14 protein-coding genes and 1 tRNA gene are annotated in these 13,643 nt (G+C 69.6%); 12 read left to right on the top strand and 3 right to left on the bottom strand.

Going from position 1 to position 13,643, the window contains the following annotated elements; all coding sequences use genetic code 11:
* The first annotated feature begins 5 nt into the window (after positions 1-5).
* The 3 genes from ACIA5C_RS05250 (at position 6) to ACIA5C_RS05240 (ending at position 3,449) form a co-directional block, all read left to right on the top strand.
* Positions 6-896, top strand: a complete 891-nt coding sequence (locus ACIA5C_RS05250; RefSeq protein ID WP_396051438.1) for a DMT family transporter — start codon at positions 6-8, stop codon at positions 894-896.
* A gap of 221 nt (positions 897-1,117) precedes the next feature.
* The gene (gene pyk / locus ACIA5C_RS05245; RefSeq protein ID WP_396051435.1) at positions 1,118-2,554 is read left to right on the top strand and encodes a pyruvate kinase; all 1,437 of its coding nucleotides are present in this window, start codon (positions 1,118-1,120) and stop codon (positions 2,552-2,554) included.
* Between the two features lie 10 nt (positions 2,555-2,564).
* Positions 2,565-3,449 carry an acyl-CoA thioesterase gene (locus ACIA5C_RS05240; RefSeq protein ID WP_396051432.1) on the top strand — a complete coding sequence of 295 codons (885 nt, stop codon included), beginning with the start codon at positions 2,565-2,567 and terminating at the stop codon, positions 3,447-3,449.
* Between the two features lie 123 nt (positions 3,450-3,572).
* On the opposite strand, the gene ACIA5C_RS05235 is transcribed toward ACIA5C_RS05240, so the two are convergent.
* Positions 3,573-4,424, bottom strand: coding sequence for a hypothetical protein (locus tag ACIA5C_RS05235; protein ID WP_396051430.1), 852 nt, complete (start codon positions 4,422-4,424; stop codon positions 3,573-3,575).
* Between the two features lie 98 nt (positions 4,425-4,522).
* Here ACIA5C_RS05235 and ACIA5C_RS05230 point away from each other — a divergent pair, with 98 nt between their 5' ends.
* Complete coding sequence (locus ACIA5C_RS05230; protein ID WP_396051428.1) at positions 4,523-5,074, top strand: RNA polymerase sigma factor; 552 nt, start codon at positions 4,523-4,525, stop codon at positions 5,072-5,074.
* A gap of 34 nt (positions 5,075-5,108) precedes the next feature.
* Complete coding sequence (locus ACIA5C_RS05225; RefSeq protein WP_396051426.1) at positions 5,109-5,894, top strand: hypothetical protein; 786 nt, start codon at positions 5,109-5,111, stop codon at positions 5,892-5,894.
* 28 nt (positions 5,895-5,922) lie between these two features.
* Here the strand turns inward: ACIA5C_RS05225 and ACIA5C_RS05220 are convergent, their stop codons facing one another.
* Both ACIA5C_RS05220 and ACIA5C_RS05215 read right to left on the bottom strand, forming a co-directional pair.
* Positions 5,923-6,630, bottom strand: coding sequence for a transcriptional regulator (locus ACIA5C_RS05220; RefSeq protein ID WP_396051424.1), 708 nt, complete (start codon positions 6,628-6,630; stop codon positions 5,923-5,925).
* Between the two features lie 86 nt (positions 6,631-6,716).
* Positions 6,717-6,802 (bottom strand) — tRNA-Leu (locus tag ACIA5C_RS05215).
* 126 nt (positions 6,803-6,928) lie between these two features.
* Between ACIA5C_RS05215 and ACIA5C_RS05210 the strand changes: the two genes are divergently transcribed.
* From ACIA5C_RS05210 to ACIA5C_RS05180, 7 genes are all read left to right on the top strand, one after another.
* On the top strand, positions 6,929-7,555 hold the full coding sequence (locus ACIA5C_RS05210; RefSeq protein WP_396051422.1) for an ANTAR domain-containing response regulator: 627 nt from the start codon (positions 6,929-6,931) through the stop codon (positions 7,553-7,555).
* Positions 7,556-7,777: 222 nt separating this feature from the next.
* Entirely contained in the window at positions 7,778-8,950 is a 1,173-nt protein-coding gene (locus ACIA5C_RS05205) for a branched-chain amino acid ABC transporter substrate-binding protein (protein ID WP_396051421.1), read from the top strand.
* A gap of 81 nt (positions 8,951-9,031) precedes the next feature.
* Positions 9,032-9,982 carry a branched-chain amino acid ABC transporter permease gene (locus ACIA5C_RS05200; RefSeq protein WP_396051419.1) on the top strand — a complete coding sequence of 317 codons (951 nt, stop codon included), beginning with the start codon at positions 9,032-9,034 and terminating at the stop codon, positions 9,980-9,982.
* Positions 9,979-11,100, top strand: coding sequence for a branched-chain amino acid ABC transporter permease (locus tag ACIA5C_RS05195; RefSeq protein WP_396051417.1), 1,122 nt, complete (start codon positions 9,979-9,981; stop codon positions 11,098-11,100). Before ACIA5C_RS05200 ends, ACIA5C_RS05195 begins: the two co-directional genes overlap by 4 nt.
* 80 nt (positions 11,101-11,180) lie before the next feature.
* The gene (locus ACIA5C_RS05190; RefSeq protein ID WP_396052029.1) at positions 11,181-11,993 is read left to right on the top strand and encodes an ABC transporter ATP-binding protein; all 813 of its coding nucleotides are present in this window, start codon (positions 11,181-11,183) and stop codon (positions 11,991-11,993) included.
* Entirely contained in the window at positions 11,983-12,693 is a 711-nt protein-coding gene (locus tag ACIA5C_RS05185) for an ABC transporter ATP-binding protein (protein ID WP_396051415.1), read from the top strand. The genes ACIA5C_RS05190 and ACIA5C_RS05185 overlap by 11 nt, the downstream gene beginning before the upstream one ends.
* Before the next feature lie 29 nt (positions 12,694-12,722).
* Positions 12,723-13,643 (top strand): ABC transporter substrate-binding protein, encoded by a 921-nt coding sequence (locus ACIA5C_RS05180; RefSeq protein WP_396051413.1) that lies wholly within the window; start codon positions 12,723-12,725, stop codon positions 13,641-13,643.

The following is a 13,643-nucleotide window of genomic DNA, read 5'->3' as shown; positions in this document are numbered from 1 at the left end:
CCGGAGTGTCCAAGCGGGGTTGGCTGCTGTTCGCGGCGATGAGCGTGATCTGGGGCGTGCCCTACCTGTTCATCAAGGTCGCGGTCGAAGTGCTGTCGCCGGCCTCGCTGGTGCTGTGCCGCACCGGCCTGGCCGCGCTGATCCTGCTGCCGATCGCGATCGCGCGCGGCGAGATCCGCCCGCTGCTGAAGCACTGGAAGCCGCTGCTCGCGTTCACCGCCGCCGAGCTGGCCGTGCCCTGGCTGCTGCTGTCGAAGGCCGAGACCCACCTGTCGAGCTCGCTGACCGGCCTGCTGATCGCGGGGGTCCCGCTGGTCGGCGCCGTCCTCGGCTGGGTCACCCGCACCGACCGGCTCGACGCCCGCCGCGCGGCCGGCCTCGGCGTCGGCCTGCTCGGCGTGGCCGCCCTGGCCGGCCTCGACCTGGGCCGGGGCAATGCGATCGCGCTGGTCGAGCTGGCCGTGGTCGCGATCGGCTACGCGCTGGGCCCGTTCATCCTCGCCCACGGCCTTGCCGGCGCGCCCCGCATCGGGGTCACCGCGGCCGCCCTGACCGTGACCGCCCTGATCTACCTGCCGGTCGGCGTGGCCCAGTTCCCGCACGCCTGGCCGAAGGCGTCCGTACTGGCCTCGGTCGCGGTGCTCGCGCTGCTCTGCACGGCGGTCGCGTTCCTGCTCTTCTACGCCCTGATCGACGAGGTCGGACCGGTCCGGTCGACGGTCATCACCTACGTCAACCCGGCGGTCGCGGTCGTGCTCGGCGTCCTGTTCCTCGACGAGTCGCTGACCTGGAGCATCGTCGGCGGCTTCGGGCTGATCCTGGCCGGCTCGGTGCTCGCCACCCGCCGCTCGCGCACCCGGCGGGCGGCGATACCCGAGCCGGAGCCCGTGCCCTAGATCGCGTACCGCGGCGGTCACTGCGCGTAGTCGCTCTGGGCGCGCTCCCACGTACCGGATCCGGAGCCGGCCGCCGGAGGCGGGCCGATAAGCTGTTGCCGCGGTCGCCGACGCCCGCCCAGTTGGCGCTGCGCGCGAGCCTCGCGAGAGGCGCGACCGGCGCAGTTCATCCCCATGACGGGGGTCGGCCGCCGGGCCGATCCGGAAGAGAGACTAGCCTGATGGCTGTGACACGCCGCGTAAAGATCGTCTGCACCATGGGGCCCGCCACCGCCTCCGCCGAGCGGATGCTCGGCCTGGTCGAGGCCGGCATGGACGTGGCCCGCCTCAACTTCAGCCACGGCAGCCACGAGGACCACCAGAAGGTGTACGACCTTGTGCGCAATGCCGCCAAGGAGGCCGGCCGCGCCGTCGCCGTCCTCGCCGACCTGCAGGGCCCGAAGATCCGGCTCGGCAAGTTCGCCAACGGGCCGCACGAGTGGCGCACCGGTGACCTGGTCACCATCACCAGTGAAGACATCCTCGGCACCCCCGACCGGGTCTCCTGCACCTACACCAAGCTGCCGGAAGAGGTCCGGGTCGGTGACCGCCTGCTGATCGACGACGGCAAGGTCGCCGTCGAGGTCTCGGCCGTCGAGGGTGGCACCGACATCCGCTGCCTGGTCGTCGAGGGCGGCCCGGTCAGCAACAACAAGGGCGTCTCGCTGCCCAACGTGGCGGTCAGCGTGCCCGCGATGAGCGACAAGGACGAGGCCGACCTGCGGTTCGCGCTCGCCCTCGGCGCCGACCTGATCGCGTTGTCGTTCGTGCGCTCGCCCGACGACATCAAGCTGGTCAAGGAGATCATGACCGAGGAGGGCCGCACGGTCCCGGTCATCGCCAAGGTGGAGAAGCCGGAGGCGGTCGAGCACCTCGAGGCGATCGTCCTGGCCTTCGACGGCGTCATGGTGGCCCGCGGCGACCTCGGCGTCGAGCTGCCCCTCGACCAGGTCCCGCTGGTGCAGAAGACGGCCGTGCAGCTCTGCCGGGAGAACGCGAAGCCGGTCATCGTCGCGACCCAGATGCTCGACTCCATGATCGAAAACTCGCGGCCGACCCGCGCCGAGGCGTCCGACGTCGCCAATGCGGTGCTCGACGGCACCGACGCGGTCATGCTCTCCGGCGAGACCTCGGTCGGCAAATACCCGGTGCTCACGGTCAGCACCATGGCCAAGATCGTCTCGACGACCGAGGCCGGGTCGTTCTCGGTGCCGAGGCTCCAGCACGACCCGCGTACGCACGGTGGCGCGCTCACCGTCGCGGCCTCGCAGATCGCCCGCAACATCGGCGCCAAGGCGCTCGTCGCGTTCTCGCAGACCGGCGACACCGTCCGCCGCCTCTCCCGGCTGCACTGCGAGCTCCCGCTCTACGCGTTCACCCCAGTCCCCGCGGTGCGCGACCAGCTGGCGATGAGCTGGGGCGTCGAGACCTTCCTGACCGACTTCGTGCAGCACACCGACGACATGTTCCAGCAGGTCGACACCCTGATGCTCGAGCTCGGCCTGGCCAAGCCGGGCGACTACGTGGTCGTCGTGGCCGGCTCCCCGCCGAACGCGCCCGGCTCCACCAACACCCTGCGCGTCCACAAGATCGGCACGCTGGCCGAGACGACCCGCTGACGACGTTCCGGTGACGCAACCACTGAGCGGCCAGGCCGCCGTCGACAGACTGCTCGAGGTCCTCGACCTCAAGCAGCTCGACGCGGCCCGGTTCGTCGGGGAGAGCCCGCAGACCGGGGCCCAGCGCGTGTTCGGCGGCCAGGTCGCCGGGCAGGCGCTGGTCGCCGCCGGCCGCACCGTCGACCCCGACCGTCACGTGCACTCCCTGCACGGCTACTTCGTGCGCCCCGGCGACCCGACCGAGCCGATCGAGTTCGGCGTCGAGACGATCCGCGACGGCCGCTCCTTCTCGGTCCGCCGCTCGACCGCCCAGCAGTACGGCAAGACGATCTTCTTCATGTCGGCGTCGTTCCAGGTGACCGAGGAAGGCCTCGACCACCACTCGCCGGCCCCGCTCGACGTGCCGCCCCCGGCCGAGGTCCGCACCATGCGCGACTGGGTGCGGCAATACCCGAGCCGCGCGGCGTCGTTCGCCGCCGCGCCCCAGGCGATCGACGTGCGCTACGTCGGTGTGCCCGGCTGGGTCCCGCCCGGCGACCGGGTCGCCGCCGAACGCCAGCAGGTCTGGATGCGCATCGACGGGCAACTGCCCGACGACCCGCTGCTGCACGCCTGCGCCCTGACCTACGCGTCGGACCTGTCCCTGCTCGACGCGGTGCTCTCGGTGCACGGCGAGGTGTGGGGGCCCGGCGGTGTCATCGGGGCCAGCCTCGACCACGCGCTCTGGTTGCACCGGCCGTTCCGGGCCGACGAGTGGTTCCTCTACGACTGCGTCAGCCCGTCCGCGAGCGGCGGCCGCGGCCTGGCCAGCGGGCGCATGTTCACCGAGGACGGGCGGCACATCGCCAGCGCCGTACAGGAAGGCCTGCTGCGCCGGGTCGGCGAGCGGCGCTGACGATGGGGCCCCGCCCGGCGGGATCCCGGTCCGGCGACTGACCGCTTGCGGATCCTGCCCGGCGGGGCGGGGAGAAGCTACTGCCCCTGATCATGACCGTCCGCGGCGGCGGTGTCCGCGGAATCAGGCATTTTCCCCATGGGCCGCCGTGGTGCCGGCTGCGGTGGTGTCGGCCGCGCTCTCCGGAGTGTCCGGCACCGGCGGCAGATCCTCGGGGACCCGGTGCGGCGAGGCACCCGTCCCGGTCACACCCGCGTTCTTGATCATCGTGTCGAGGTCGGCGGTCGTCCGCACCACCTCGTCGTGGAACGACTCGGCCCGATGCCGGGCCCGGCTACCCGGCTCCGCCGCCGCCGGATAATCCCCCCGCCCGGCGGCATAGCCGGCCACCCCCGCCTGGCGCTCCGGCGGCAGTTCCAGCACGTCGTGGTGGGCGTGCGCGACCTCCCGCAAACGCAACGACGTGGTCAGATCGGCCAGCGCCCGCAGCAGCGCCAGGCCGCCCAGCGTCACGATCACCGGATCGGCCGCCGCCACCGCCGGTGTCGCCACCGCAAACCCCAGACCCGCCTGCACCAGTCCCAGCGTCAGCACCAGGCCCCACGTGCGATCGACCCCGCGGTTCATCACCGACACCGCGACATCCAGCGCCCCGCGCACCATCAGAAACCACGCCACCAGCGACAACGGCGTCGTGTACACCTGGTCGCGGTCGGCCGGCAGCACCGCCGCGGTCCCGGCGAACAACACCGCCATACCCGCGTTCAGCCACCACGTCCGCATGCCGACCAGGGCCCGCACCAGCTCGCACAACGCCCCGAAGAACAGCACAGCCGAAGCCACCGTCACCACGTCCGACGGCGCCAGGCGCAGCACACACCAGCCGATCGCCAGCCACGCCACCCCCGCGAACAACAACAGCCCCCACATGCTGTCGCGCGCGCCCGCCCGGGACGCAGAACCCGACCACAACATGAAGACATGACAACACCCATCGAGGTACGCGACGGGGCGTTCGCTCAGATTCACAGCAGGGTAAGGGAGGATCACCCCACCCCTCCCGGGAGCCACTGTTGTCCTCGGACCACGACCTCGCCGACGCCCTCCGCGCGGCCCAGGACGGCGACGCCGCCGGCTTCGCCATTCTGTGGCGCACGCTGCAACCCGCCGTCCTGCGCTACCTGCGCGTGCTCATCGGCGACCACGCCGAGGACGCCGCCAGCGAGACCTGGCTCCACGTCATCCGCGACCTGCACCGCTTCCAGGGCGGCCCGGCCGACTTCCGCGGCTGGCTGTTCCGCATCGCCCGCCACCGCGGCATCGACCAGCGCCGCCGCCGCGCCGCCACCCCCACCGCCGACCCCGGCGGCGGCACCGCACCCGACGCCGCCACCCAGGCCATCGAGGAGGGCGGCACCACCTGGGCCCTCGCACTCGTCGGCACCCTCCCGCCGGACCAGGCCGAAGCGGTCATGCTCCGCGTCGTCGCCGGCCTCGACGTCGCCACCACCGCCCGGATCCTCGGCAAACGCCCCGGCGCCGTCCGCATCGCCACCATGCGCGGACTCCGGCGCCTAGCTTCAAACCCCCAGATAACCCGCCTACTCGCCCGGGAGGAGGTGTAACAGGATGCGATCCCCGCGCGCTCTTCTCCATGCGATGCGTACGCGACGAACCCAGCGGATCGACCTCGACGAGGCCGACCGGCTGGTCACCGGCGACCCGCCCGGCCCCACCCAGGCCGGGCTCGGCACCCTGCTCGAAGCCCTGCGCGCCCCCGGAACCCCGGGCGAGCTGAGCGCCGAGAAAGCCGCCGTCGCCGCGTTCCGTACGCACCGCAAACGTGCAGCCCGCGCCGCACGCCGGAGAACGTCGACGAGAGCGGTCCTGGTTCCGACCCTGGCCGCCCTGGCTCTCCTGATGTTCGGCGGCACCGCCCTGGCGGCCCGGACGGGCAACCTGCCGGACGGCGCGCAGCAGCACGCGCACCACCTGTTCTCGGCGCTGGGCGTACCGGCGCCGAGAACAGGCCCCACCGGCCACCCGACCCCGGTCGCGTCGGCCGGCCCGTCCCCGTCCCGGCCGACCGGCCCCGCCGTCGTCGAACTCGGCTGGTGCGCCGACTGGCAACCCGGCGGAACACCCCTGAGCGGCGACAACCATCGCCGGCTGCGCACCGCGGCAGGCGGCGAACAACGCATCCCCGACTACTGCGACCGCTTGCGCCGCTCGGCCCCGCCGCCGAGCGCCGGCCCACCCGCCCCGAACACGCCGCGCTCGGCACCTCCGAGCGAGAGCACACCGCCACCGTCACCGCCGCCGAGTCCCCCCACGGCGCGCACCACGCCGTCGCACCCGGCACCCGCCCACCCGACCCCGTCCCACCACCAGCCCACCCCGGGCGGACCTGGCAAGGGCTCCCGCCCGAACAAGACACCGAAGTGACCGATCTTGCCCGGACGGGCAGGATCGGTCACCACTTCGGGCCGACGAACGCATCCAGCCGCGCGACCGCCTCCCGGCGAGCCACCGACAGCATGTTGCGGCGGCACATGCGCCACGAAATGCCGAGGCGGTCCAGCGATTCCTGGCACAGCGCCATGATGTCGCCGGATTCGTTGGAGAAGTTGTAGCGGGGGTAGGTGTAGAACTTGTTTCCGCGCCTTATTCGATTTGTCGTTCGGCAGCCGTCGGAGTGAATTAACCCGCGTAGCAGATCGCCGGGATGGGCATCGACGACCGGCCGCTGCCAGTCGGTCAAGGCGATGCGCCGCAGATGCTTCATCCCGGGCCCGTGCTGAGGCAGAAGACAGGGCCAGTGCATGGAGTAACTCTGCACTGCGACGCAGCCGGTTTTCTGTACTCTTTGGACGTTCTTCGCGATGACCGAGAGCATCGCGCTCTCGCACTCACCGATCAGGCCCGGCCAGGCGTCGGCGCAGAACACGCGGAGCACCGGAACCCGCGCCCGCGTCACGAGATGGCCGTCTCCGAGGTACAGGCCGAGTAGGTAGGCATAGGTCGCCTGATCATCAGGTGGGCGCGGCGGCCGATCGCATCGCGGGCATCGCGAGCGTTCGGCATCGAGTTCGGCCCGGTGGTGCGCCCGCTCGCCATAGAACCAGTGCCCGACGGTATTTCGCGACAATCCAAGATTGCGACAGATCTCGCCGAAAGCCATGCCCTCGGCCCGGAGCCTTATTGCCTTTTCACGGAGTTCCGGTGGATGCATGCCCTATTATCGAACAGGGGTACGACAAACTTCTTTGGTGCCGAGGGCGGGATTCGAACCCGCACGCCCTTTCGAGCAGATCATTTTGAGTGACCCGAGTCTGCCATTCCTCCACCCCGGCATGCACGGTCCCCCGTGACAAGGTCACGCTGGCCCGAGCAGGGGACAGCCTACCTACTAGGCTTAGGGGGGCGACACCCACATACCGGGGTGTCGCGACATCGGGAGTGTTGGGGGTAGGGGTTCCGTGGCCGACACGCAGGCTGGTGCCGAGCGCAAGCGGGTGCTCATCGCCGAGGACGAGGCCCTGATCCGGCTGGACCTGGCCGAGATGCTCGTCGAGGAGGGCTACGACGTCGTCGGTGAGGCCGGTGACGGCGAGACCGCCGTACGGCTGGCCGAGGACCTCCGCCCGGACCTGGTCATTCTCGACATCAAGATGCCGATCATGGACGGCCTGGCGGCGGCCGAGCGCATCGCCGGCGGCCGGATCGCCCCGGTGGTGATCCTGACCGCTTTCAGCCAGCGCGACCTGGTCGAGCGGGCGCGCGCCGCGGGCGCGATGGCGTATCTGGTGAAGCCGTTCCAGAAGTCGGATCTGGTTCCCGCGGTCGAGATCGCTCTTTCGCGGTACTCGGAGATCGCCGCCCTGGAGTCGGAGGTGGCCGGCCTGACCGACCGCCTGGAGACCCGTAAGTCGGTGGAGCGCGCCAAGGGCGAGCTGATGACCAAATATCAGATGACCGAGCCGCAGGCGTTCAAGTGGATCCAGCGCACCGCGATGGATCACCGGATGACGATGCGTGAGGTTGCCGACCGGATCCTGGCCGAGGGCCAGGAGGCCGGCGGGGCGGAGCAGCTGCCCTCCAGCTGAGCCCCCCGGTTGCGCGGCTTCTGATCTGGTGATGTGACACCTTCTCCGGTCCTGGCGTCACCCCACGTAACGGTTCGGTGAAAGCCGGATCGAAGTCTTACCTCCAGCCCGGAACGTGGGATAGCGTCCCGCCCCATGACGGGCAGCGGTGGCCGTGGCACGGCAAGTGCCAATTGGTCACCGGTGGCTCGGTGAGTTCGGTATGGAGGAGGGGTTCCGACCTTGAGGCAGGTTCTCGCACGCGCTATCGGCGGTGTGGCCGTGATCGGCATGATCGCCGGTGCCGCCGCCTGTAATAGCAGCAGCTCCAGTGACGACAAGGCCAGCGGTGGTGGTTCGGGCTGTGGTTACGAGCTGGCGTACTTCGGGGCGCTGACGGGTTCCTCGTCGAACCTCGGTGTCAACATCGAGCAGGGCTTCGAGCTGGCGGTTGCTCAGTACAACCAGAAGAAGGGCTCGAACTGCATCACCGTGAAGAAGTTCGACTCCCAGGGTTCGGAGTCGGTGGCGCCGGGTGTCGCCCGGAGCCTGGTGGCCGACAAGAAGATCCTCGGTGTCGTCGGCCCGCCGTTCTCCGGTGAGTCGCAGGCGGCCGACCCGATCTTCGATCAGGCGGGCATCCCGACGATCACCCCCTCGGCGACGAACATCACGTTGTCGCAGAAGAGCTGGAAGGTGTTCCACCGTGCGGTGGCGAGCGACGCCAACCAGGGCCCGGCCGCCGGCGCGTACATCAAGAACGTGCTGAAGGCGAAGAAGGTCTTCGTCGCGGACGACCAGTCGGCGTTCGGGCAGGGCCTCGCGGCCGGCGTGACCCAGACGCTCGGCTCCGCGGTGGTCCAGACCGACCACACCGAGGGTGACGGCAAGCAGACCGACTTCTCGAGCACGGTCCAGAAGGTCATCGGCAGCGGCGCGACGGTGCTGTTCTACGGCGGCTACTACACCAACGGCGGTCTGCTGCTCAAGCAGTTGCGCGGGGGTGGCTGGAAGGGCACGCTGGTCGGCGGCGACGGCATGAACGACCCGGGCCTGGCCAAGGCGGCCGGTAACGCGAACGCGGCCGGCACGATCCTGACCTGCCCGTGCCAGCCGTCGGCGAAGGCGTCCGGTTCGTTCCTGACCGACTACAAGGCGAAGTGGAACGTCGACGCCGGCACCTACTCGGACGTGGCGTTCGACGCGGCCAACATCTTCCTGGGTGGCATCGACGCGGGTAACACCACCACGGCGAAGCTGAACACGTACCTGTCGACGGTGGACTACAAGGGCATCGCCAACGAGTACAAGTTCCAGGCGAACGGCGACCTTGACCCGGCTCTGGTGAAGGTGTGGGCGTTCAAGATGGGCGCGGACGGCAAGGTCGCACCGGACCAAGAGATCAAGACGTCCTGACCAAATAGCGCAAGGTTTGCAGGGCCGGTGTGGCCGGATGATCTCCGGCCGCACCGCCCTCGTCGTTTCGGGAGCCCCTCCTTGCACTTTTCCAATCTGGCTCACAATGTCGGGCCGCTGACGATTCTGGGTCTGGCGCAGGGCGCGATCATCGCGCTGTTCGCGCTGGGTTACACGTTGGTCTACGGCGTCCTGCGCCTGATCAACTTCGCGCACTCCGAGGTGTTCCTGATGGGGACGTACGCGGCGTGGGCGACCTGGGGCCTGTTCGGGTTGACGGTCAACTCGCGGGCGCCGGCGTTCTGGCCGATGGTGGGCCTGCTGGTGGCCGGTCTGGTGGCGGCGGTGGTCGCGTCGGGCATCACGGCGCTGACGCTGGAGTTCGCCGCGTACCGGCCGTTGCGGCGGCGTAATGCGCCGCCCCTGACCTTCCTGATCACCGCGATCGGCGCGTCGTTGTTCCTCTCCGAGGTGGCGGGTGTCTTCACCCAGCACCAGTCGCGGGGCATCCAGCCCGTCATCGCGCAGAAGAACGTGTTCACGATCGGGAACATGCACGTCACCAACCTGCAGATCCTGATCATCGTGCTGGCGCTGGGCGCGATGTTCGCGCTGGACCGGTTCATCAACAACTCGCGGCTGGGCCGGGGTGTCCGCGCGGTGGCGCAGAACCCGGACAGTGCGGCGCTGATGGGTGTCAACAAGGGCCGGGTGATCTCCCTGGTGTTCCTTCTGGGCGGTCTGACGGCCGGCGTCGCGGCGGTGATGTACGACCTCAAGATCGGCACGACGATCTACGACGCGGGCACGATTCTCGGCATCGAGGCGTTCACGGCCGCGGTGCTCGGCGGCATCGGCAACCTGCGCGGCGCGCTGCTCGGCGGCCTGCTGCTCGGCCTGCTCGAGAGCTACGCGTCGAGCCTGTTCGGTACGGCGTGGCAGCACGCGGTCGCGTTCGTGTTGCTGGTGCTGATTCTGATGTTCCGTCCGACGGGCCTGCTGGGTGAGTCGCTGGGGAGGGCACGGGCATGACGACGACATCGACTCCGCAGCGCCGGGGCTGGCGCGCGTCGGGTGGTGTGCGGGGCTGGTTCGGCCGGCAGCCGGCGCCGGCGCGCTGGGGCATCCTGCTGGCGCTGCTGGTGGGGGCCTACTTCCTGCCCTACGTCGGCAATGTTCCGGTGATCGGACCGCAGATCGTCACCCAGGGCATCGACTGGCCGAGTGCGCTGTTCAACATCGCGTACTACGTCCTGCTCGCGTTGGGCCTGAACGTGGTGGTCGGTTACGCCGGCCTGCTCGACCTGGGCTACGTCGGTTTCTTCGCGATCGGCGCTTACACGGTGGCGCTGCTGACCTCGTCGGACAGCCTGTGGCACACGCATTGGGCGTGGCTGGCGGCGGTGCCGGTGGCGATCGTGGTCTCACTGCTGGCGGGTCTGATCCTGGGCTGGCCGACGCTGCGGTTGCGCGGTGACTATCTGGCGATCGTGACGCTCGGCTTCGCCGAGATCATCCGGATCATCGCGACGAGCACGCCGAAGTTCGCCCGCGGTGACCAGGGCCTGTCCGGCATCCCTCATCCGCCGGGCAAGCATGCCGACGGGACGCCGATCTTCGGTGTGGCCGACGCCACGCCGTACTTCTGGCTCGGGCTCACCGTCATCGTGGTGGTCATTCTCGGTATCCGTAATCTCGACCGGAGCCGGGTCGGCCGTTCCTGGCTGGCCATCCGGGAGGACGAGGAAGTCGCCGAGATCATGGGTGTGCGGACCGTCAAGTTCAAGTTGTGGGCGTTCACGATCGGTGCCGGCGTCGGCGGCCTGGGCGGCGTGTTGTGGGTCGGCGAGCAGGGCTTCGTCAACTCGAGCACGTTCGTCATCCAGTTCTCGATCCTGATCGTGGCCGCGGTGACCATGGGCGGCTCGGGCAATATCGCGGGTGCGATCCTCGGTGGGACGCTGATCTCCTACATCCCGGACCGGCTACGGGGCATCTCGCTCGGTAGCACGGACCTCTTCCAGTACCGGTTCGCGTTGTTCGGCCTGGTGATCCTGGTGATCATGGTGGTGTGGCCGCAGGGCCTGATTCCGAGCCGGCGCCGGGCGATGGAGCTGAAGGACCGCGAGAAGGAGGTGGCTCCGCAGTGAGTGAGCCGCACATCGAGACGCCCGAGGAGCTGGACCGCGCGAACGAGCGGCCGGTCGACGAGCCGGCTCCGACCGGTTCGATATCCGGTGCCCCGGGCTCGGCCCCCAGGGTCGCGGAGGGCGACGAGTTGCTCGTGCTCGACCACGTCACGCTGCGGTTCGGCGGCGTGGTGGCCCTCAACGACGTGTCGTTCTCGCTGCGCCGCGGGGAGATCTTCGGCCTGATCGGGCCGAACGGCGCGGGCAAGACCACCTGCTTCAACGCGATGACCGGCGTCTACCGGCCGACCAGCGGGTCGATCGTGTTCAACGGCTCGTCGATCGTCGGCCGGAAGAAGCACCAGATCACGCGCGGCGGCATCGCCCGCACCTTCCAGAACGTGCGGCTCTTCCCGGAGATGACCGCCCTGGAGAACGTGATGGTGGGCGCGGACGCGCACCACAAGACGAGCGTCCTGTCGGCGCTGTTCCGGCTGCCCCGGCACTGGCGCGAGGAGCAGCAGGGCCGGGAGCGGGCATTCGAGCTGCTGCGCTTCGTCGGCATCGCCAACCGGGCCGGCGAGGTCAGCCGCAACCTGTCGTACGGCGAGCAGCGGCGGCTGGAGATCGCGCGTGCGCTGGCGACGAATCCGATCCTGCTCTGCCTGGACGAGCCGGCCGCCGGCTTCAACCCGGCGGAGAAGGAGGAGCTGCTCAAGCTCATCCGCAAGATCCGGGACACCGGGGTGACCGTGCTGCTGATCGAGCACGACATGCGCCTGGTCATGGGCGTCACCGACCGGATCGTCGTGCTGGAGTTCGGCAAGAAGATCGCCGAGGGGACGCCCGCCGAGGTGCGGGACAACCCGGCGGTCATCGCCGCGTACCTGGGAGTGCCGACCGATGCTGCTTGAGCTGGACAACATCACCTTGCTGTACGGGCACATCGAGGCCCTGCACGGCATCAGCCTGACCGTGGGGCAGGGCGAGATCGTCGCGCTGATCGGTGCCAACGGCGCCGGCAAGACGACGACGATGCGGGCGATCTCCGGGCTCCGGCCGGTCGCGAAGGGCTCGATCCGGTTCGACGGCGAGGACATCACGCGGCTGCGCGCCGACCTGCGGGTCGTCCGCGGCGTGTCGCAGTCACCGGAAGGCCGGGGCATCTTCCCCGGCATGACGGTGCGGGAAAACCTGGAGATGGGCGCCTACACGCGGCGCGTCCGGGCGGAGATCGACGAGGATCTGGAGCGGGTCTTCACGCTGTTCCCTCGGCTGAGGGAGCGTGAGAAGCAGGTCGGCGGCACCATGTCCGGCGGTGAACAGCAAATGCTGGCGGTGGGCCGGGCGCTGATGAGCCGGCCCAAGCTGCTGCTGCTCGACGAGCCGTCGATGGGCCTGGCGCCGATCCTGATCCAGCAGATCTTCGACATCGTCGTGGAGATCAACCAGCAGGGCACCACCGTGCTGCTGGTGGAACAGAACGCACAGCAGGCACTCTCGCGGGCCCACCGGGCCTACGTTCTGGAGACCGGGCGGATCGTCAAGGAGGGCACCGGCGCGGAGCTGCTCGACGACCCCGCGGTCAAGGACGCCTATCTGGGCGTCGCTTAACCGATACACCTGTTCTGAGGAGATATTCGATGTTCCGCACTTCTTCAGGCCGGCGGGCGATCCTCGGCCTGGCCGTTGCGGCGGCGCTCGCCACCTCGATGGCCGCCTGCGGGTCGGAAACCAGCGGCGGTGACTCCGGCACCGGCGCCGCGCCGGCCGCCTCGGCGAGCGGCGGCAGCGGCGGGGTCGACGCCGCGCTGGCCGCGAAGGTCCCGGCCGACATCAAGTCGGCCGGCACTCTGACGATCGGCACCGACTCGACGTACGCACCGAGTGAGTTCCTCGACCAGGACGGCAAGACGGTGATCGGGTTCGACGTCGACCTGTTCAACGCGGTCGCGACCAAGCTGGGGCTCAAGACCTCGTGGCAGTCGGCCGACTTCACCAGCATCATCCCGGGTGTGAACAGCGGGAAGTACCAGGTCGGCGTGTCCTCGTTCACGGTCAACGCCGACCGTGAGAAGCAGGTCACGATGATCTCCTACTTCTCGGCGGGCACCCAGTGGGCGGCCAAGGCGGGCGCGTCGATCACGCCCGACACGGCCTGCGGCAAGAAGATCGCGGTGCAGACCGGCACGGTTCAGGTCGACGACATCACGAAGCGCAACAAGAAGTGCACCTCGGGCAAGATCACGATCGACCAGTACCAGAAGCAGTCGGACGCCACCAACGCGGTCGTCACCGGCAAGGACGACGCAATGCTCGCCGACTCGCCGGTCGCGGCGTACGCGGTGAAGCAGACCAGCGGCCAGCTGGCCCTGGTCGGCGACATCTACGACTCGGCGCCGTACGGCTACGTGGTCGGCAAGACCCAGACCGACTTCGCCGGCGCGATCAGCGGAGCGGTGCAGGCCCTCATCGCGGACGGCACGTACAAGCAGATCCTCGACAAGTGGGGCGTCTCGGCCGGCGCGATCACGGCCCCCGCGGTCAACCCGCCGGCGTCCTGA

This window comes from Actinoplanes sp. NPDC051343 (genome assembly GCF_044455125.1).
Lineage (GTDB): Bacteria > Actinomycetota > Actinomycetes > Mycobacteriales > Micromonosporaceae > Actinoplanes.
This window is presented reverse-complemented; position numbering and strand designations above follow the sequence as displayed.

What these genes read in the sequence shown, in the direction of transcription:
- pyk (WP_396051435.1), top strand. Translation starts at nt 1,118, where the DNA reads ATGGCTGTGACACGCCGCGTAAAGATCGTCTGCACCATGGGGCCCGCC.
- ACIA5C_RS05235 (WP_396051430.1), bottom strand. Translation starts at nt 4,424, where the DNA reads ATGTTGTGGTCGGGTTCTGCGTCCCGGGCGGGCGCGCGCGACAGCATG.
- ACIA5C_RS05195 (WP_396051417.1), top strand. Translation starts at nt 9,979, where the DNA reads ATGACGACGACATCGACTCCGCAGCGCCGGGGCTGGCGCGCGTCGGGT.
- ACIA5C_RS05185 (WP_396051415.1), top strand. Translation starts at nt 11,983, where the DNA reads ATGCTGCTTGAGCTGGACAACATCACCTTGCTGTACGGGCACATCGAG.
- ACIA5C_RS05225 (WP_396051426.1), top strand. Translation starts at nt 5,109, where the DNA reads ATGCGTACGCGACGAACCCAGCGGATCGACCTCGACGAGGCCGACCGG.
- ACIA5C_RS05180 (WP_396051413.1), top strand. Translation starts at nt 12,723, where the DNA reads ATGTTCCGCACTTCTTCAGGCCGGCGGGCGATCCTCGGCCTGGCCGTT.
- ACIA5C_RS05220 (WP_396051424.1), bottom strand. Translation starts at nt 6,630, where the DNA reads ATGGCTTTCGGCGAGATCTGTCGCAATCTTGGATTGTCGCGAAATACC.